This is a genomic window from Chromohalobacter beijerinckii, assembly GCF_023061185.1.
Lineage (GTDB): Bacteria > Pseudomonadota > Gammaproteobacteria > Pseudomonadales > Halomonadaceae > Chromohalobacter > Chromohalobacter beijerinckii.
In genome coordinates, this window is sequence record NZ_JAKGAK010000002.1 from 120112 (window position 1) to 140220 (window position 20109).

Annotated in this window: 20 protein-coding genes; 11 read left to right on the top strand and 9 right to left on the bottom strand. The window is 59.8% G+C overall.

The genetic code is table 11. The annotated features are described in order from the left end of the window. Positions 1–18 precede the first annotated feature (18 nt). The 7 genes from L1075_RS02630 (at position 19) to hemH (ending at position 6935) form a co-directional block, all read left to right on the top strand. Positions 19–870, top strand: a complete 852-nt coding sequence (locus L1075_RS02630; RefSeq protein ID WP_040244522.1) for a hypothetical protein — start codon at positions 19–21, stop codon at positions 868–870. A 15-nt stretch (positions 871–885) separates the two neighbouring features. Then, a complete protein-coding gene (gene rplI / locus L1075_RS02635) occupies positions 886–1332 on the top strand; it encodes a 50S ribosomal protein L9 (RefSeq protein WP_040244521.1) in 447 nt (148 codons plus the stop codon). 209 nt (positions 1333–1541) lie between these two features. Next, entirely contained in the window at positions 1542–2927 is a 1386-nt protein-coding gene (dnaB, locus tag L1075_RS02640; RefSeq protein ID WP_040244519.1) for a replicative DNA helicase, read from the top strand. A 68-nt stretch (positions 2928–2995) separates the two neighbouring features. Beyond that, entirely contained in the window at positions 2996–3295 is a 300-nt protein-coding gene (locus tag L1075_RS02645) for a hypothetical protein (protein WP_040244516.1), read from the top strand. Positions 3296–3357: 62 nt separating this feature from the next. Continuing rightward, positions 3358–5157: a bifunctional diguanylate cyclase/phosphodiesterase gene (locus L1075_RS02650; protein ID WP_246939677.1), complete on the top strand. Its 1800-nt coding sequence runs from the start codon at positions 3358–3360 to the stop codon at positions 5155–5157. A 173-nt stretch (positions 5158–5330) separates the two neighbouring features. Further along, entirely contained in the window at positions 5331–5633 is a 303-nt protein-coding gene (locus L1075_RS02655; protein ID WP_246894334.1) for a DUF6482 family protein, read from the top strand. 315 nt (positions 5634–5948) lie between these two features. Next, positions 5949–6935: a ferrochelatase gene (gene hemH / locus L1075_RS02660; protein ID WP_246894333.1), complete on the top strand. Its 987-nt coding sequence runs from the start codon at positions 5949–5951 to the stop codon at positions 6933–6935. A gap of 90 nt (positions 6936–7025) precedes the next feature. Here the strand turns inward: hemH and L1075_RS02665 are convergent, their stop codons facing one another. The 7 genes from L1075_RS02665 to L1075_RS02695 all read right to left on the bottom strand — a co-directional run bounded on the left by L1075_RS02665 (position 7026) and on the right by L1075_RS02695 (position 13122). Further along, positions 7026–7427 (bottom strand): Na+/H+ antiporter subunit G, encoded by a 402-nt coding sequence (locus L1075_RS02665; RefSeq protein WP_075370213.1) that lies wholly within the window; start codon positions 7425–7427, stop codon positions 7026–7028. Positions 7428–7437: 10 nt separating this feature from the next. Further along, complete coding sequence (locus tag L1075_RS02670) at positions 7438–7707, bottom strand: K+/H+ antiporter subunit F (RefSeq protein WP_040244506.1); 270 nt, start codon at positions 7705–7707, stop codon at positions 7438–7440. Then, positions 7701–8198, bottom strand: a complete 498-nt coding sequence (locus L1075_RS02675) for a Na+/H+ antiporter subunit E (protein ID WP_246894332.1) — start codon at positions 8196–8198, stop codon at positions 7701–7703. The genes L1075_RS02670 and L1075_RS02675 overlap by 7 nt, the downstream gene beginning before the upstream one ends. After that, complete coding sequence (locus tag L1075_RS02680) at positions 8195–9709, bottom strand: monovalent cation/H+ antiporter subunit D (protein ID WP_246894349.1); 1515 nt, start codon at positions 9707–9709, stop codon at positions 8195–8197. Before L1075_RS02680 ends, L1075_RS02675 begins: the two co-directional genes overlap by 4 nt. Next, entirely contained in the window at positions 9706–10056 is a 351-nt protein-coding gene (locus L1075_RS02685) for a Na+/H+ antiporter subunit C (RefSeq protein ID WP_040244499.1), read from the bottom strand. The genes L1075_RS02680 and L1075_RS02685 overlap by 4 nt, the downstream gene beginning before the upstream one ends. After that, a complete protein-coding gene (locus L1075_RS02690; protein ID WP_246939680.1) occupies positions 10056–12854 on the bottom strand; it encodes a monovalent cation/H+ antiporter subunit A in 2799 nt (932 codons plus the stop codon). The genes L1075_RS02685 and L1075_RS02690 overlap by 1 nt, the downstream gene beginning before the upstream one ends. A gap of 91 nt (positions 12855–12945) precedes the next feature. Beyond that, complete coding sequence (locus L1075_RS02695; RefSeq protein ID WP_175575915.1) at positions 12946–13122, bottom strand: hypothetical protein; 177 nt, start codon at positions 13120–13122, stop codon at positions 12946–12948. A gap of 285 nt (positions 13123–13407) precedes the next feature. Here L1075_RS02695 and L1075_RS02700 point away from each other — a divergent pair, with 285 nt between their 5' ends. Then, positions 13408–14700: a lytic murein transglycosylase gene (locus tag L1075_RS02700; RefSeq protein ID WP_246939683.1), complete on the top strand. Its 1293-nt coding sequence runs from the start codon at positions 13408–13410 to the stop codon at positions 14698–14700. 40 nt (positions 14701–14740) lie between these two features. Here the strand turns inward: L1075_RS02700 and L1075_RS02705 are convergent, their stop codons facing one another. Next, a complete protein-coding gene (locus tag L1075_RS02705; RefSeq protein WP_246939686.1) occupies positions 14741–16075 on the bottom strand; it encodes a methyl-accepting chemotaxis protein in 1335 nt (444 codons plus the stop codon). A 175-nt stretch (positions 16076–16250) separates the two neighbouring features. Continuing rightward, complete coding sequence (locus L1075_RS02710) at positions 16251–16961, bottom strand: 16S rRNA (uracil(1498)-N(3))-methyltransferase (protein ID WP_246894328.1); 711 nt, start codon at positions 16959–16961, stop codon at positions 16251–16253. 117 nt (positions 16962–17078) lie between these two features. Between L1075_RS02710 and phaR the strand changes: the two genes are divergently transcribed. The 3 genes from phaR to L1075_RS02725 all read left to right on the top strand — a co-directional run bounded on the left by phaR (position 17079) and on the right by L1075_RS02725 (position 19932). After that, positions 17079–17537, top strand: coding sequence for a polyhydroxyalkanoate synthesis repressor PhaR (phaR, locus tag L1075_RS02715; protein WP_040244492.1), 459 nt, complete (start codon positions 17079–17081; stop codon positions 17535–17537). An 80-nt stretch (positions 17538–17617) separates the two neighbouring features. Then, positions 17618–18919 (top strand): phosphoribosylamine--glycine ligase, encoded by a 1302-nt coding sequence (gene purD / locus L1075_RS02720; RefSeq protein WP_246939689.1) that lies wholly within the window; start codon positions 17618–17620, stop codon positions 18917–18919. Positions 18920–19059: 140 nt separating this feature from the next. Next, on the top strand, positions 19060–19932 hold the full coding sequence (locus L1075_RS02725) for a phosphoribulokinase (RefSeq protein WP_075370205.1): 873 nt from the start codon (positions 19060–19062) through the stop codon (positions 19930–19932). Positions 19933–20109 lie beyond the last annotated feature (177 nt).

Below are 20109 nucleotides of genomic sequence, written 5' to 3' on the forward strand. Positions count from 1 at the left end.
AACAAGGCGACTGGCGCGATGCAGGCACTGGCCCGTTGGGTAATGCGCGGTACGCCGCAGGCGGCGATGGTCGCATTGATTGCGGCGTTGATTCCCTGGTTGTTCTGGCTGAGTGCCGCCGTTGCTGCGTTGGTGACGTTACGTCGCGGCTTGGGCCCTGGTCTGCCTGTTGTGATTGCCGCTGCGTTGCCAGCTGGCTGGTGGTGGGTCCAAGGGGATGCCGTCCCGCTTGCCAGCGTTTTGTTGGTAACGCTGATGGCGACCATACTGCGCGCGCGGATGCGTTGGGGGGAGACCCTGATTGCCGGCATGCTGGTCTGTGTGGTGCTGGTGCAGTCCGGTATCTTCCTGCCACCGGGTGGGGCGGGTCCGCTGCTCGAGCAGGTACGCCAGAATTCGGCAGACGTCGACGCCATGCTCACCGAGTTGAGTGCTCAGGGTGTCTCCAGCGAACAGCTGGCAGGCATGTTGATCGGCGGCGTTACAGGGCTAGTGGTACTGCTTGCGGCAGTCGCTTGTTTGGCACTAGCGCGTAGTTGGCAAGCCGGGTTGTATAACCCCGGTGGCTTTCGTGACGAGTTCCATGCGCTGCGCTTGAACACCAAAGAGCTTTTGTTGCTGGTGGGCGTTGGCGTATTGGGCGTGCTGGTATCCATGCCGATGGCAACGATGCTGGCGTGGATACCCTTGCTCGTGGCGGGCATTGCGCTGGTGCATGGTTGGATTGGATTGAAGGGGATGAGCGGGTTCTGGTTGGTCGGCTTTTACGCATTGCTGCTGACGACCTGGCCCACGATTCTGGTTGTGCTGTTGCTGGCCGTTGTCGATACTTTCGCGGATTTCCGCGCACGCTTGGCCGGCAACCACTGATGAGAGGTTAACGAGATGGACGTCATTCTGCTCGATAAGATTGGCAAGCTGGGTAACTTGGGTGACCAAGTCGCTGTCAAGGCCGGTTACGGTCGCAACTACTTGGTGCCTTACGGTTTGGCCGTGCCGGCCACCAAGGAAAACGTTGCCGCTTTTGAAGCGCAACGTGCCGAGCTCGAAGCGCAAGCCGCAGAGCGTAAGTCCGAAGCCGAAGCGCGCGCTGAACAGCTGGCTGAAATCGAGTTGTCGTTGGTCGCCAAGGCCGGTGATGAAGGCAAGCTGTTCGGTTCCATCGGCCCGCGCGATCTGGCCGACGCACTGACGCAGGCGGGTCTCGATGTGGTCAAGAGCGAAGTGCGCATGCCGGAAGGTCCGATTCGCCGGACCGGTGAGTATGACATTACGCTGCAGCTGCACGCGGAAGTCGCTACTAGCGTTCGCATCGTAATCGTGGCCGAGTAAGCGACCACCGCCAGGCGACGACATGCCGGCATGGGGCGCGAAGGGTAACCTTCGCGCCCTTTTTGTGCCATGAGCCAAGGTTTTGGGGTACGTGAAGGTACGGTTTATGAGATGCAACGGTATGGCTATCACGGCATCATAGGGGTGACCGACACGGTTAACGTGTGGGCTCTCGCCGACCTTCGATATCGACCGGTCAGGAAACGAGCATGAGCGAATACGTCGAGCACGACCAGGAAACCGCGGCTCTCAAGGTGCCGCCGCACTCGCTGGAAGCTGAGCAATCAGTGCTCGGCGGGCTGATGCTGGATAACAGCGCCTGGGATACGGTCTCCGAGCGTCTGACCGCCGACGATTTCTATCGCTACGAACATCGTCTGACCTTCAATGCGATGGCGCAGCTCGCCGAAGCAGGGCATCCGCTCGATGTGGTCACGCTCTCGGAGGCGCTGGAAAACCGCGATCAGTTGGAAGGTGTGGGCGGACTGGCTTACTTGGCCGAGCTGGCGCGCAACACGCCATCGGCGAGTAACATTCGCGCATATACCGATATCGTGCGCGAGCGTGCCACCTTGCGTAAGTTGATCCAGGCCGCCAATCAGATCGCCGAAGGGGCCTTTGCTCCGCAGGGCCGGCCCTCCGATGAGTTGGTCAACGAGGCCGAGCGCCTGGTGTTTCAGATCAGCGAGGATCGTCCCAAGACCGGTGGGGCGATCGGCATGAGCGACCTGCTCAGCAAGGCTGTCGATCGTATCGACGAGCTTTTCAACATGCAGGGCGAGATGACGGGGCTTTCTTCCGGCTTCCGAGACCTGGATGAGATGACATCAGGGTTACAACCGTCGGATCTGGTGATCATCGCCGGACGTCCTTCCATGGGCAAGACGACATTCGCCATGAATGTGGTCGAACATGCGGTCATCTCTAGCGACAAGCCGGTAGTGGTGTTTTCCATGGAGATGCCCGCCGATGCCTTGATGCTGCGCATGCTGTCCTCGTTGGGGCGTATCGACCAAACGCGCGTGCGGACCGGGCAGTTGGAAGACGAAGACTGGCCGCGCTTGACCTCGGCGGTCAATTTGCTCAAGGACAAGCAGCTCTTCATCGACGATACGGCAGGGCTTTCACCCAACGAGATGCGTTCACGTACTCGGCGTTTGGCGCGCGAGCACGGGAACATAGGCATGATCATGATCGACTATCTGCAGCTCATGCAGATCCCTGGCTTTTCCGAGAACCGTACCGGTGAGATTTCCGAAATCTCGCGCTCGCTCAAGGCCTTGGCTAAAGAGTTCAACTGTCCGGTCGTCGCGTTGTCGCAGCTCAACCGCTCGCTCGAGCAACGGCCCAACAAGCGCCCGGTAATGTCGGATCTTCGCGAGTCGGGGGCTATCGAGCAGGATGCTGACGTCATCGCCTTCGTCTATCGTGATGAAGTCTATAACCCCGACAATCCTGACAATCATGGCTTGGCTGAACTGATCATCGGCAAGCAGCGTAACGGTCCGATCGGGACCGTTCACATGGCCTTCATTGGCAAGTACACACGCTTTGAGGATCTTGCTCCCGATAGCTACGGTCAGCATATGGGCTAGTGATGATGGCAAGGCAAACAGGCCGGTGTTGCCTTATAATGCCGGCTCGCAAGTGAACAGGAGGGGAGATGGCGAGCGGATTTCAACGTGGCAAGAAACGTACCCCGAAACTCGAGGGGCGCGGCCAACTGGAAAGCGTCGAGCGTGAAGGGCCGTTCAAGGAATGGTTGGGGATGCCCGATCTCTACCGTTATTCCCTGGTCGTCGATGGTGAAACCTACAGCTATCAGACCGAAGACGCCGAACTTCCCGTCTCGGTCGGTGACCGTGTGGTGTTTCGTTACAAGGAAACCCGTGCGGGAAACTGGGTCGATCGAAATTCGCTCGGGGTGGCGATCGATCCCTCCACCTACCAGCGAGATTCTTGAGGCGTTAGTCTCGGTGGGCCAATGTCACATGAACGTCATGTGGCGTTGGCCTAATGAGACCCATGACCGATACTCTTGCTCCCGCTTCCAGTGATCAGTCGTCTGCACCGGCGCTATCCGATGTTGTGCGTGAAGAACGTATCGACGTTCATTTCCAGCCTATCGTGGCTATCCGCTCTGGGGGCGTATTCGCTTATGAAGCGCTGTCGCGTGGCCCCAGCGAAAGTATTTATGCCCATCTTCTGACGATGTTCGAAGCGGCCAGAAAGCAATCACTGCTAGCGCCGCTGGAAGCCGTCTGCCGACAGCATGCCATTACCGCTTGGGCGGCGGAAAGGCTCGACGAGCTGTTGTTCATCAATGTCTCTCCCGAGGTACTGCTAGATCCTCAGCATCGCAATGGTGAAACCCTGCGTTTGCTCACACGGCTGGGTATACCCACGCACCGCCTAGTAATAGAGCTTACCGAACAGTCGCCGGGCATCGACCCCGATCTCATGGCGGAAGCCGTGCGTCACTATCAATCGATGGGATTCACGATTGCGCTGGATGATCTGGGCGAGGGTTATGCAAGCTTGCGGCTCTGGTCACAAATTCGCCCTGACTTCGTCAAGCTTGATCGGCATTTCGTGAGTGAGTTGGATCGTGACTATGTCAAGCGGCGGTTCGTACGGGCATTTTTGGACGTTGCTCACGGGATGGGGTCTCGCGTGATCGCGGAGGGCGTCGAACGTGAAGAAGAGCTCGATTGCTTGCACGAGCTGGGTGTGGACTACTATCAAGGCTGGCTGTTCGCGCGGCCATCACCGACACCGAAAGCTGAGCGTGCCGCGCTGAACGAGCATCTTGCACACTTGGTCGCGCGCCAGAAAAGCCCCTCGCAGACAGGTATGGGTCGGCATATTTGCAAGGTGCTTCCTTCGCTTGGCATAACGGTAACGGTGGCCGAGGCAAGCGAGCGCTTCAGTTCCATGGCGGATGTAGGGGCGATGGCTGTGGTCGATGATCAGGCCATTCCCATTGGTGTGCTCACGCGTGAGGCAGTGATGGCGCTGGTGGGAAAACGCTTCGGCTTCGATTTGCATGGCCGAGACCCAGTGACCAAGGCGATGCATGTAGCGCCGTTGTGTGTCGAAGTCACGGAGCCGCTCGATCAAGTATCGCGCAAGGTGACGGGGCGAGGAATCGACCAACGCGACGAGCCATTCGTGGTTACCCAGCACGGGCGCTATGTGGGCATGGGTCAGTTAGTGGCGCTGCTGCAGCAAATCACTGAGGAGAAGGTGGCGATCGCACGCCAGGCCAACCCGCTGACCCAGCTGCCAGGCAATGCGCCAATCCGAGCGGCGCTCGATGACTTCGTCGGCGAGCGCAAGCCATTCGTCGCCTGTTATTTGGACCTCGATTATTTCAAGCCATTCAATGATCGTTTCGGTTATGTCATGGGCGACCAGGTGCTGCTGGATGTTGCAGTCACGCTGGATACCATGAAAGGTCAGCACGATTTCCTGGGACACCTGGGAGGGGGCGACTTCGTATTGTTGCTTGAGTCTCGAGAAGACTTGCATGGCTTCCTTGCGGCCTTGCAGCAAGCATTCGTGGCGCGTTTTACGCCCCGTCTGCCTGTTGAGGTGGTTCGAGACAACGGGTTCATGGCGCAAGATCGGTTTGGGCAGGAGCGCTTTTTTGCGTTGCCACGCCTGTCGGTGGCGGCATTGTGTGTGCCCGCCGGTCAGGCTCCGCATAGCTTTGGCGATTATTGGAGCTCTCTCAAGCAAAGCGCCAAACGTGCTGTCAATGGGCGACTTGTCGTAAGGTTCAAGGAGGAAACGTTAGCGTCGAAACACGGTCTAACTCTTTAGTTGCGTACTGGCATCAATGTTGGAGTCATTAATGCGGCGTGCAACGCGACATGCACCCCTTGCCTCTACCAGACTTATTGCAACATGCCTGTCATCTGAACAAGGCAAGCTGGGCGTACGCTGTGGTAGGTAGCGTATGTCGTGTCGAATTTTATTTTCTCAAGGAGAACGCTATGGAAATCAACGAACTCAAACACTTCGTAGATGCGGAGCATAACTTCGAGATTCGCGTTATCAGCCACGCGGGCAGTCGTCTGTACCGCGTTGAGGTGGAGGACATCGAAGGTCAGCGCTACCCGCTGATGCGACGTGGCAAACCAATGTTGTTTCGTGCCTTGGACGATGTCTATGCCGAGCTCAAGCAGGCAGGGATCCATCGTGCTTATCTCGTACAGTGGGTTGCCCATGATGAGATGATCGGTCGTGACACGCATTATCAATCCCCGCTGACTTCGCGCATGCCGTTGGTGTTTTGATCTCTCAAGCATGACTCACACAATGCGCGTTAAGCGCTCCATTCACCCACCGCAATGCTGAATTGATAGCCCGGCGAGCAGCCGGGGCCTGGGTGCGAAGGCACCGGGCATCCCTCCTTCTTCACGACGTTATCCTCTATTATTGCCGCGCGTTTGTTCAGGGCATGCCATGTAGGCAGCTCAATGCCGTGCTAAAGCTTAGACGCATCTTATGCAGGTATTATACAAATCGTTCTCATAGTATAACGCGATAAGCTTAACGTGCCCGTGGCTTGTTACACTGATAGGCCACGGTCTTTTACAGGAGAAGTTTCAATGGGGTCAGCTCCCTTCGGTGTCATGCTCGTCAATCTTGGCACGCCCGAGGCCCCGACGGCGTCAGCGGTGCGTCGCTATCTGGCGGAATTTCTCGGCGATCGACGCGTGATCGACCTGCCGCGCGCCAAGTGGCTGCCGATTCTGCATGGTGTGATCCTGCGCATTCGGCCGCCGCGTGTCGCCAAATCTTATGCCGCCGTGTGGGGGGAGGATGGCTCGCCGCTGCTAGCCATCGGACGCCGCCAGCAACACGCGCTGAAAGAGCGACTGGCGACGCGTATGGACACCGAAATCCCCGTCGAGCTGGCAATGACCTATGGCAAGCCCAGTATGGAGGAAGCTGGCCTGGCGTTGCGCGACGCCGGGGTTGAACGCATCCTGGTGCTGCCCCTGTACCCGCAGTTTTCCGCCACGACGACGGGGGCGGTATTCGACCGCTTGGCGCGCGCACTGGCGCCGTGCCCTCATTTGCCGGAGTTGCGTTTCGTGCGTGACTACCATAACCATCCGGCTTATATAGGGGCGCTGGCAGAAAGCGTTCGCGAGCATTGGGCGGCGCATGGCCGGCAACCGCGACTGCTGTTTTCCTATCACGGTATCCCCAAGCGCTACGCCGATGCCGGCGATCCTTATCCACGGCATTGCGAAGAGACCAGCCGTCTGGTGGCCGAGGCGTTGGGGCTCGAGGCGAATGAATGGCGACAGACTTACCAGTCGCGCTTCGGGCGCGAAGAATGGCTCAAGCCGTATACCGATGAGACCTTGAAGGCATGGGGCGCCGAGGGTCTCCAGGGTGTCGACGTGATCAGCCCCGCCTTTGCCGCTGATTGTCTGGAAACGCTGGAAGAGCTCGAAGTCGAGAATCGTGGTTATTTCGAGGAGGCGGGCGGCGGTACCTACCAGTACATCCCCGCGCTCAACGATCGTCAGGATCATATCGATCTGCTGGCCTCGCTCGTCGAGCAGCATACCCAGGGTTGGTAACAGACCTCTCGCTTTGTGTCGTTCCTCGATACGCAAGACGCCCGATGGCATAAAGCCATCGGGCGTCGTCTGTTGGACGTCAGGCGCAGTTCAGGGCAGTTTGGAACTGCCTTGGGGCGTTTCCTCGAGAGTGCGCTCATCGTCGTCTTCCTGAAGCTCCTCGGGGTTGCCGCGGGTCCTAGGGTCGCGTTCGAGCTTCTGATGCAATGCGCTCTTGCTCAGAAGATGTGCGGAGACTGGAGCAGTAATGAACAAAAAGATGGTGATCAGCAGTTCGCGCAGGCTGGGACCGCCGTCGAGCAGGCTGAAATAGGCGATCGAGGCTAGTAGTACACAGCCTACGCCCAGCGTGGAGATCTTCGAGGGACCGTGCAGACGCATGTAGAAATCCTTCATGCGCGCCAGGCCCAGCGAACCGATCAGGGCAAATATGCTACCGGCGATCAGGAAGAAGGCAATGATGCCTTCCATCAGGGTATATAACGCGATCATGATCCCTCCACTATTCGATAATATCGCCGCGCAGCAAGTACTTGCATACCGCCACGGTGCTCACGAAACCAAGCATGGCGATCAGTAGCGCCGCCTCGAAATAGGTGCGATGCCCCAGCCAGATACCGAACAACACGATCAAGGCGATGGAATTTACGTACATCGTATCCAGCGCCAGGATGCGGTCGGGTAGGCTGGGGCCGACCGCGACCCGGTATAGGTTGAGCACGATTGCGATTGCGAAAAGCGCCACGCTGATCTTGAGGGCAAAATCTAGCATTCGAAGATCTCCTTGAGCGGGCGCTCATAGCGCTCATGGATATGACGTTTCATGTCGCCGATATCATCCACATCCAAGACGTGGATCAACAGGGTCGTGCCATCCATACGCAGATGCGCCGAGACCGTCCCCGGTGTCAGGGTGATGGTGCTGGCCAGCATGGTGATCGCGAAATTCTCCTGTAGCTCGAGCGGATATTCGACGAAGGCAGGACGTGCTCGCCCTAGCGGGTCGAGTATGACCTTAGAGGCTTCCAGATTGGCGACCACGATATCGAGCAGGACCCGGAAGAAATAGCGCACCATGAGCCAAGGCTTCTTGATCCGGGGCTGTGCCTCCCAGAAAGGCTTGGTGATCAACGGGATGACGATGGCTAGAAAGCCGCCGAGCAGCCAGTGCCCCAAGGCGACGCCATTCATCAACAGCAGCCACACGATCAGTAGCAAGACGGACAACAGCGGCATCGGCAGCCACTTGCGAGGACGAATCATGCATCACCTCCAGTGTCGCCGCGAGCGATGATGGATTCTACATACGCATCGCGGTCGAGCAATTGGGCGGCAGTCGCCTGGGTGAACGCCGTAATGGGGCCGGCGAAGGCCACCATGAGTGGCGCACAGCTGATCAGCATGAGCGTGCCGGTGACGCGCAGTGGGCCGAGCGTGACACCGGTTTTCTCGCCCGACGCCCGCCAGAAGATGGTGGAGCCGGTGCGCGATAGCGCTATCAAGGAAGCGAGCCCGCTACCCAGAAGAATCGGCCACAGCCAATGCTGCTGGGCTGTCGTTGCTGACTGAAGCAGCATGGCCTTGCCGAAGGCGCCGGACAAAGGTGGCAAACCGGCCATGGCGATGGCGCCAGCGAAGAACATCAAGCCCAGTATGGCGGGCTGCGCCAGCGTGCGGGACTGGACGATGCGCGCCCCTGCCTTGCCGCGCTGCTGTGCAATGGCATCGACCAGCAGGAACAAGCCGCCACTGACCAGGGTAGTGTGAATCAAGTAATATAGCAGTGCGCCCAGCGCGGCTTCGCTGTGCATGCCGATACCCGCCAGCAGGGTGCCCACCGAGACCAGAATCAGATATGCCACCTGGGTGCGCATGTCGCGTGCGGATAGCACGCCTATGGCACCGAGCGCGAGCGTGGCCAAGCCTAGCCACCATACCCACGGCTGGGCGAGATTGGCCAAGGGGCCGGCCTGTTCGCCGAAGATCAACGTGTAAACACGGATGATTGAATAGATCCCGACCTTGGTCATGATCGCAAAAAGGGCTGCTATCGGCGCCGGCGCGGCGGCGTAGGCGCGCGGCAACCAGAAATATAGCGGCAACATGGCTGCCTTGAGCCCGAACACGATCAACAGCAACAGCGCGCCGGCCTTGACCAGTCCCAGGTCGGCGGTATCCAGCGTGGTCACGACCGCTGACATGTCGGCCATGTTGAGCGTCCCCATAGTGCCATAGAGGATGCCCAGCGCGATCAAAAACAACATCGACCCTAGCAAGTTGAGCGCCACGTAATGAAAGCCGGCATGCGTGCGTGCCTTGCCGCCGCCGTGCATCAACAGCGCATAGGAGGCGATGAGCAGTACTTCGAAGAAGACAAACAGGTTGAAGAGATCGCCGGTCAGAAAAGCGCCGTTGATGCCCATCAGTTGCAACTGGAACAGCCCGTGAAAGTTGGAGCCTTGCTCATCGTCACCGGCGCAGGCATAGAGCAAGCTGCCCAATGCCAGTACCGACGTAAGCATCACCATCAGGGCAGACAGACGGTCGAGTACTAAAATGATGCCGAATGGCGGTTGCCAGTCGCCCACAGCGTAATAGCGGATGGCGTCGTCGGTGCTTTCGGCAACCAGTAAGACCCCTACCACTACCAGCGCGATCGTGGAGAGTACGTTAGCGGTGCGGCGTAAGGTTAGCGCGCCGCCACGATGGATCAGCAATGCCACCCCAGTGAGCAGCGGCAGCAGGACCGGCAGAATGATCAAATGCTGCATCAGGACTTATCCTCCCGCGGCTCGTCGACACGGTTGCCGTTGACGTGGTCGCTGCCCACGTCACCGCGCACACGCATGGCGAGGATTACCGAGAAGGCGGTCATGGCGAAGCCGATGACGATGGCGGTCAGCACCAAGGCCTGCGGTAGCGGATCGGCATACTGACCAGCACCATCGCTGATCACGGCCGCACCGTCGGTGGTGAGCCCTCCGGTTGAGAACAAGAACAGGTTGACGGCATAGGACAACAACGTCAGGCCGACGACCACGGGAAAGGTGCGCCCGCGTAGCGCCAGGTACAACCCGCTGGCGGCCAGTATCCCCGTGGTGGTCGCGAATAGCGCTTCCATCACGCTTTCTCCTTCTGCTTGGAGGGGCGGTGCGATGTGGTCACCTTGCCCAGGTTGGCAAGAATCATCAGCGTGGCACCGACCACGGTAAGGTAGACACCGAGATCGAACAGCATGGCCGTGGCCAGCTCCACGTCACCGATCAACGGGATGTGGAAGTGGCCGAAGGCCGAGGTCAAGAACGGATACCCGAAGGCCCAGCTGCCGACCCCGGTCAGCGTGGCGATGGCGACGCCAGAGACGGCGATCGGCTGATACTGAAACGACAAGCGTTGCTGGGCCCATTCGACCCCATGGGCGATGTACATCAAGATCAGCGCCACCGCTGTCACCAGCCCTGCGATGAAGCCGCCACCCGGGGCGTTGTGGCCGCGCAGGAAGATGAAGACCGAGACCAGCAGAGCCATAGGCAGCAGCGATTGGGAAACCGATGCCAGGATCATGGGGTAGCGGTCCGGCGACCAGGGCCGCCCTTCGCTGTCGCTGGAGGGCATGAACAGGCGCAAGCGACTGAGCAGCTTGTAGATGCCGATCCCTGCGATGCATAGCACCGTGATCTCGCCAAGAGTATCGAAGCCACGGAAATCGACCAGAATCACATTGACCACGTTATGCCCGCCGCCGCCGGACACACTGTGCTCGAGGAAGTAGTCTGAAATCGAGTTCAAAGGACGCGTCAGCAGCGCATAGTTGAGGCTTGCCACCACACCGCCGAAGCCCGCCGCGAGCAGGACATCGCGCACGATGCGCGATGCACTCGACTCTTTGGGCGTCTTCTGCGGCAGGAAGAACAGTGCCAGCATCAGTAGGATCACGGTAACCACCTCGACCGCCAACTGGGTCAATGCCAGGTCAGGCGCCGAGAAGCGTGCGAAGGCCAGCGACGCCATCAAGCCGACTACTGAGAGCATGATCAGTGAAATCAGGCGGCGGCGATGCAGGAAGGCCGTCGCCAAACCGGCGAAACAGGTGATCGCGGCACCGACGATGAGCAATGGATCAGCCTTCTGAACGGCCAGCTCGCCTTTCAAGGTTTCGATTCCCATCAAGCTCATGCCAGACACGGCCAGGGCGCTGATGACCACCCACAGCATGTAGCGTTGCAGCGAACCGTTTTCGAGGGTATCGATGCCCCATTGAGTGAAGCGCACCAGGCGTTGAACGGCGCCCTCGAAGATTGCCAGCGAGTTGCGCGATGGGAATTGGCGGTGGAAGGTGAACAGGTGCTGGCGTAGCACGTACACCATGAAGCCACCGATCAACGCGATCGCGCTCATCAGCAAGGGCAGATTGAAACCGTGCCAGATGCTTAGGTGAAGCTCTGGAGCAGGCATCGTCAAGGCGGCATCGGCGGCCGTCGTCAGTATCCCTGTGGCGCTGAAGGCGGGGAAAAGCCCGATAATGATACAAACGATCGCCAGCACCAGGACTGGCAGGCGCATAGGAAAAGATGCCTCGTGTGGCGTTTTTTCCAGCTCGCGCGGTTTACCGTCGAAGAAAGTATTGCGCACGTAGCGTAGCGAGTATGCGGCGGCCAGGATGCTCCCGATGGTGGCTAAAACGGGGATTAGCCACGCCAAGCCGCCGAGAAGCGGTGTCTCAAGTGTCTCGGCGAGCATCATCTCCTTGGAGAGGAAGCCATTGAGCAGAGGAAACCCAGCCATTGAGGCCGCAGTGATGGTGGCCAGCGCGGTAGTCATTGGCATGTAGCGCCATAACCCCTTGAGCTTGCGAATGTCCCGCGTGCCGCACTCGTGGTCGACGATGCCGGCGGTCATGAACAGTGCCGCCTTGAAGGTCGCATGATTGAGAATATGGAAAAGGCCAGCGACCACCGCCATCTGGCTGTTGAGGCCGAACAGCATCGTGATCAGTCCCAGGTGGCTGACCGTCGAATACGCCAGGATCGCCTTGAGGTCGAGCTTGATCAGCGCGAAATAGGCGCCGAACAGCATGGTCACCAGCCCGGTCAGACTGACCAGGTAAAGCCACTCTTGAGACCCGGCCAGCGCCGGATGTAGGCGGGCCAGCAGGAAGACCCCGGCCTTGACCATGGTCGCCGAGTGCAGAAAGGCCGATACCGGTGTCGGTGCCGCCATGGCCTGGGGAAGCCAGAACTGGAACGGAAACTGTGCCGACTTGGTGAACGCGCCGAGCAGAACCAACAGCAGCGCCGGCAGGTAACGCGGGTCCGCGAGGATGACATCGCGGCTGTCTAGCACCGTCTGCATGTCGAAACTGCCCACGATCTGGCCGATCAGGATAAAGCCAGCAAGCAGTGCCAGACCCCCCATGCCGGTGACGGCCAGCGCCATACGAGCGCCTTTGCGCGGTGCCGATTGGTGGCTCCAGAAGCCGATCAACAAGAATGACGACAGGCTGGTCAACTCCCAGAACATCCATAACAGGATCAGGTTGTCTGCCATCACGATGCCCAGCATCGAGGTCATGAAGAGCATCAAATACGCATAGAAGCGCGGCATGTTGTCCGCTTCGGCCAAGTAGTGGCGCGCATAGAGGATGATCAGCAGCCCGATTCCCAGGATCAGCAACACGAACAATAGCGAGAGCCCATCGAGGCGCAAGGCGAGATCCAGGCCCAAGGCTGGCACCCACGAGAAAGCCAAGCGCGGAACCTCGCCAGCGAGCACGCCGGGCGTCTCGCGTAATGTGACCAGCAGTGCGATGAGTGGCATCGCGGCGGTCAACAGCGCGCATTGATGGCGTCGCTGGTTAGAACTCAGCAATGGCAAAAGACTGCCGAGCAGCGGCAACAGCACGATCAGTAGCAATGACATGCAACTTGCTCTTGTCGTTTAACGTTTGAGGGTACCCGCGACCGTCCGGGCGGAGGTTCGGATACGAGTATGGACGGCGGCAGCGCGAACGTCAGTCGCGAACGACGGGTGGGTCCGTCAGATAAGGGCGTCTGATGCCTCGGGGTGCCAGCATCCAAGCAGGGGTGCGGTCGGTTGCATCGCCGGCTGGCATGAGTGACAGACGATGGGCACCGTAATGGCAGGGCATGCGCAGCGGCAGGCAGCCGGGCAGGGAGTGTCCTGTCATGGTGTCTCTCCTCCTTCGGAACGCTTCGGCGCGAAGCTGTGCGTACAGCGGCTTGTATTGCTTGATGATTTGTTGCGTCGGGCGCCAAAACGAGATGGTTGATCGAATGTACCATGTCCCTTCCTGGCCTCGCCATAGCCTTGATGGCGAAAGATGCAGCGGTGCATGCTTTTCAGGGCATGAGGGCTCTGGTGGCGACGTCGTCGCCTAGGTAGCATGGCCCCTACATGGCAGCCATGCCTGCCTGATTTGACCTTCATCGTCGTCATTGACAAGGATCGACATATGCAACGACCCATTTGCAGCCTCGCATTGGGGCTTTTTCTGGCGGGATGCCAAGGCATGGCGACCAGCGATACTGCGGTGTCCTCGGCCCAGGTCGACAGCACACCGGCGAAGGCCTCGAATACCGGCACCAGCGACACTAAGGATGGAGACACTACGGATAAAGAGGTCCGCCAGGATTTCGCTGCTTGGGTAGAGGACTACCGAGAGCATGCGGCTGCGGAAGGCATTGATGCCGTCACGCTGGCGGCTGCCTTCGACGATGTCCGCTTTCAGCCGCGTATTGTTGAGCTCGATCGCTCGCAACCGGAGTTCTCCCGGCAGGTGTGGGCATACTTGGACACGGCGGTCTCCGATCAGCGTATCCGCCAGGGACGTGCAAAGCTCGCCGCGCATCGCGCCGCCGCGATGCGTGCAGAAAACCGTTACGCGGTACCGGCCGAGATCTTGACGGCGATTTGGGGAGTAGAAAGCAACTACGGCAGCCATTTCGGCAGCTTCTCGACCATCGATGCGCTGGCTACGCTTGGATTCGAGGGGCGGCGCCAGGATTTCGCCCGTCGCGAACTGCTCGCGGCCTTGAAGATTCTGCAGAGCGGCGACATCGACCGCGAGCACATGCGTGGCTCGTGGGCGGGCGCCATGGGGCATACACAATTCTTGCCGTCCAGCTTCCTCGCCTATGCGGTCGATGCCGACGGTGACGGCCGCCGTGATATCTGGGGCAGCGTGGACGATGTGATGGCCTCGACGGCCTATTATCTTGAGGAGGCCGGCTGGCAAGCAGGCCAACCCTGGGGCGTGGAAGTCACTTTGCCCGACGATTTTGATTATGCGCAAACCGAGCTGTCGGTGCGTCACTCCAGCGATGAATGGCGGGCCCAGGGCGTGACCGCTCGCGAGGGAGCATGGCCATCGTTCGACGAGGCTTCAGTGATTGCCCCGGCGGGGGCACGCGGCCCAGCGTTTATGGTGGGCCCTAATTTTCGGGTCATCATGCGCTATAACGCCTCCACCAGCTACGCCTTGGCTGTCGCGACACTGGCCGAACGCATTGCGGGAAAAGAGGGCATCCAAGGTGAGTGGCCGCGTGGTCTCGAACCGCTTTCGCGTAGCCAGGTCAAGGAAATGCAACGCCGCCTCAATGCTTTGGGCTTTTCCACTGGCGGCTCGCCGGATGGAATCGTGGGGCCCAATACCCGAAAGGGGCTGCGCGCTTATCAACGTAGCCAAGGTACCACGCCGGATGGCTTTCCCACGCCGGCACTGCTCGAGGCATTGCGCGACGCTTAATAAGCGTGAGCGCATCGTCATCAGGCCTGCGCCGCTAGTGTCAGACGTGGGCAGTACTCATGACACGCGAGGGCGTGGCGGAATCGCTGTCGGCTTCGATCTGCGGGAGAGACGAGGCGACGTGCTGAATGGCGCTGACCACATCATTGGCCCCGGCGCGAATCTTGTCGATGGCTTGTCCGGCTTCTCCAGCCATGCGCACGCCGTTCTCCACACTGCCCAGGCAGGCCTGCATGCCACCGTTCACTTCCTGGGTAAGGTCACGCAGGCTAGCGATGGTGGCGGTGATATCGCGGGTGGCTTGCGAGGTACGTATCGATAACTGACGAACTTCATGGGATACCACCGAGAAGCCACGGCCATGTTCGCCGGCGCGGGCAGCTTCGATGGCAGCGTTGAGCGCCAGCAGGTTGGTCTGCTCGGCTATCTCGTGAATGCTTTCGATCACCGTGGTGATGTCGTCTGAGCGTTGTTCCAACGTGGCGAGCTGTTGCGAGGTACTGGCGACCTGATCGGCGATACGGCGGATTTCGGTGACGGTGTCGTTGATGATGCGCGAGCCGTCGTTCGCCGACGCTTCGGTTGTCGAGGAGATGCGATAGGCCATTTGAGCGCTTTCGTTCTCGCGCGTCACACGGTCGGTAATGTCGGTGGCGAACTTGACCACCTTGTAAAGATGGCCATCGGGATCGAAAACCGGGTTGTAACTCGCTTCGAACCATAGAGGGCGGCCCTGCTTGTCGACACGCTTGAACTGCCCCGACATGAATTCACCGGCATTCAGGTGGGTCCAGAAATCGCGATACTCCTGGCTGGCGGCGTAGTCTTGCGCGCAGAAGATCCGGTGATGGGCCCCGCGGATGTCGTCGAGCGTGTAGCCCACCGTGTTCAGGAAATTGTCGTTGGCGGTCAGGATGTGCCCGTCCGGCGTGAACTCGATGATCGCCATGGCCCGGTCGAGGGCGTTGAGGCGACTTTTCATGTCCTGTTCGTCGCGCACTCGCGCGGTGATATCGGTCGCTGTCTTGACCACGCGGATCACCTTTCCGTGGCGGTCACAGATCGGATTGTACGAGGCTTCCAGCCAGAGAGGCTGACCATCGTGGGTCCGGCGCTTGAAGCGCCCGGCGATGAATTCGCCTTGCCGCAGTCGCTCCCAGAAGGCTGCATACTCGTGGCTCGCGGCCAGCTCGGGTGCGCAAAGGCGACGATGATGCTGGCCGATCAGGTCATCGGCACGATATCCGGTGGCATCGAGGAAGTTGGCATTGGCAGAGAGAATGCGGCCCTCGGGCGAGAACTCGATGACGGCCATGGCGCGGTGAATGGCGTCGAGCACGGCTTCATGATGGTGCGGCGAACGGAATAGGGCCATCTCCTGAGTACCTCTTATTATCCTTGGCGCGGCGTCGTCGTGATTTACCACTGCATATCGACAGTATTGGCCGTAGTTTAAGGTCCCGGCCGCGAATAAGCAAACCGAAGAGAGTTAGCGACTGGGCCGTCTGGCATGGCGCGGCGGTGTGGCGACCGCGTCACCAGGAAACGTTTTAGAACAGTCGTGCGAGCAGGGCGGTCACGGCGGTTTCGACGCGCAGGATACGCTCGCCCAGATGTACACCTTCGAAGCCGAGGGCCGAGAAGCGTTCGACTTCGTAAGGCACGAAGCCACCTTCGGGGCCGACAGCCAACGTGACGGGTTCGTCGAGGCCGCGCGGGCAGGTTTCGGCCATGCCGGGATGAGCGATCAGCGCGCGCCGTCCACTCAACTGCGCGGGTAAGCGATCTTCGATGAAGGGTTTGAAACGCGGCTCGAATGTCACGCATGGCAGGTGCGTGTCGCGTGCCTGCTCGAGCCCGAGGATTAGGTGATGGTGGATCTTTTCGGAAGTAAGTTCCGGCGACTGCCAGTAGCTTTTTTCGACGCGCCGGGTATGCAGCAGGGTAAGCTGTTTCACCCCCAGCGCGGTGACGTGCTCAAGCGTGCGAGCCAGCATGCGTGGACGCGGCAGCGCCAACAGTAGGTGGACCGGTAGCGGTGCAGGGGGTTCGCGATCCAAAGTGACCGTGAAGATCGCGCCCGTGTCATCCAGTGATTGTAGCCTTCCGCGCCCCAGCGCGCCGCCGACCAGCCCCACGCTCAGTTCGTCGCCAGGCACGGCGCGGTGTATGTCGCGCAGGTGGCGTAGGCGTACGGGGTCGCGCAGATGCATGCGCTGGGTATCGAGGCGGTCGTTGTCGTCGAAGAGGATGAGGTTCATGAAAGCTCCGCGAATGGCGCGCGTAGTCTACTATCGTGCCTTTGTGATGTCGTGGGTAGCTTGCGCTGCTCGAATGTCGGTGCACAATGCAATGAAAGCCTCAGTAAGGACTGCGCCGTGCGCGTGATACGCAAATATGCCAATCGTCGTCTCTACGATACTCAGCAGAGTCACTATGTGACGTTGGAGGATTTGCGTCGTCTGGTGCTCGATGAAGTCCCGTTTCGCGTCGAAGACGCCAAGAGCGGTGAAGATCTGACTCGCCCCATCCTGCTGTCGATCATCACCGAGCAGGAGCAGCGCAACGACAACGATGCCGATGTCTTCTCCAATGCCTTGCTCGAACAATTGATTCGCATTTATGCCATGGGGCAGTCTTTGCCGTTGGCCCGTTATCTCGAACAAGGCACGCAACTGATGCTCGAGCAGCAACGCCACATGCAGGATCAGTGGCAGCAGGCGATTCGCCACTCGCCAGTGGAGACTATGCAGGAGCTGGCTGAAGAAAATCTGCGTTTCTGGCAGCGCATGATGCATCAGCATCAGGCGCCCGACGATGATATGCCGGAACGCTGACACCTCGCTCTGTCGTGGCGCACGCTTTCTGCCATAATGGTTCGATCTTTTTCGTCATAGCTCCATAAGGTCTTATCCAGATGAAGGTTTTGATCATCGGCGGCGGTGGCCGCGAGCACGCACTCGCCTGGAAGGCGGCCCAATCCCCACGGGTCGATGCCGTCTTCGTGGCGCCGGGCAACGCCGGCACCGCGCGCGAGTCGAAACTCACCAACGTGGATATCGCCGCCAACGATTTGTCGGGGCTGGAGGCCTTCGCGCATGACAACGGCGTGGAGTTGACCATCGTGGGCCCTGAAGCGCCGCTGGTCGAGGGTGTGGTCGACCGTTTCCGGGCGGCGGAGCTGGCGATCTTCGGTCCGACCCAGGCCGCTGCCCAATTGGAAGGTTCCAAGGCCTTTGCCAAGGATTTTCTCGCCCGCCATGCGATCCCCACCGCGGACTACGCCACCTTCAGCGACGTTGAACCGGCGCTGGCCTATGTGCGCGAGCAGGGCGCTCCGATCGTCATCAAGGCCGACGGGCTTGCCGCCGGCAAGGGAGTGATCGTGGCCATGACGCTGGAGGAAGCCGACGCGGCGGTGCGTGACATTCTAGCCGGTAATGCCTTCGGCGATGCCGGCGCGCGGGTAGTGATCGAAGAATTTCTAGAAGGCGAGGAGGCTAGCTTCATCGTCATGGTGGATGGTGAACATGTGCTCCCCATGGCCACCAGTCAGGACCACAAGCGTGCTGGCGATGGCGATACTGGCCCCAATACCGGCGGCATGGGCGCCTATTCGCCGGCGCCTGTCGTCACTCCGGCGGTCGAGCAGCGCATCATGGATGAGGTCATCCTGCCAACCGTACGTGGCATGGCGGCCGAAGGACGGCCCTATACCGGTTTTCTGTATGCCGGGCTGATGATTTCGCCACAAGGCGCGCCCAAGGTGATCGAGTACAACTGCCGGTTCGGCGACCCGGAAACCCAGCCCATTCTGTTGCGCTTGAAGTCGGACCTGGTGGCGCTGTGCCTGGCAGCGACCCAAGGGCAGCTCGCGGCCCAGCAATGCGATTGGGACACTCGCGCGGCAGTAGGCGTGGTCATGGCGGCTGGCGGCTATCCCGGCGATTATCGCAAGGGCGATGTCATCGAAGGCCTGGACGGCGCCGAGGCCGTGGGCTGCAAGGTGTTCCACGCCGGTACTGCCTTGCGCGACGATGGGCGGGTCGTGACTAGTGGTGGCCGCGTACTATGTGTCACGGCCTTGGGAGCACGCGTCACGGTGGCGCGCGAGCATGCCTACGAAGGGGTGGCGGCGATCGACTGGCAAGAGGCATTGTATCGCCGTGACATCGCCCATCGCGCGGTGGCCCGTGAGCGCGATGACGCCAACGCATGAGGCGTTCGGTATGCCGCTCTACCAACGATAAGCGACGAGCAGGGTACACGACATGGAAGCTGTACGATTGAGCAGTGCCGCCGAGCGCGCGGCCAGCATGCGCCGAGTGTCGAGAGCTTCGCGAATCGGAGAGATGCGCCATGTCGCGTGAGTACCCGATCATCGCGGTAACCGGTTCCTCTGGCGCCGGCACCACGACCGTCAAGCGGACATTCGAGCGTATGTTCGCGCGCGAGGACATTCATGCGGCGTTTGTCGACGGCGATGCCTTTCATCGCTACACACGCGATGAGCTGGCGCGCATCTTCGAGGAGGAGCCCAGCCGCAAGTCCGAACTTTCGCATTTTGCGGTGGAAGCCAATCTGCTCGATCGCCTCGAGGGCCTGTTTCAGGAATATGGCGATCTAGGCATGGGCATGCATCGTCATTACATCCATGCCGAGGACAAGCAGCATATCGAGGCCGGTTATCAGGTGGGTACGTTCACCGAGTGGGAGCCGGTGCCCGGCGGCACCGACCTGCTATTCTACGAAGGTCTGCATGGTGGGCTGGTGACGCATGAATACGATATCGCCAAGCATGTCGATCTACTGGTCGGCGTAGCGCCGACGATGAATCTCGAGTGGATCCAGAAGATTCACCGTGACACCAATCTGCGTGGCCATTCTCAGGAGTCGGTGATCGATACCATCCTGGGGCGCATGCACGATTATGTGCGCTATATACAGCCGCAGTTCTCGCGTAGCCACATCAACTTTCAGCGTGTGCCGACGGTGGATACGTCTAACCCTTTTGAGGTGCAGGACATTCCCACCGATGCCGAGTCCATGGTGGTGATTCGCTTTCGCGACCCGCATTCGGTGGATTTTCCGTATCTACTGACCATGATTCGCGACTCCTTCATGACGCGCCCACATACCTTGGTCGTACCGGGCGCGCGCATGTCGTTGGCAATGGATTTGATTCTGGCGCCGCTGGTGACGCAGTTATTGGATCAGCGCCGCTTCCGCTAGGCACTCTCTGAAAAGCGCCTGCGCTCGATCATACGGTGTTAAAAATAGGCTCAAAAGACTCATTTACTACGTGTAAACTCCGTTTTTTCGCCAATTTTTGCCTTGTCTGATCATCGCTCGTCAGCTTTTCAGATGAGGCCTGGCCAGCTGTTTCTACATCGACACGAAGAGGAAGGC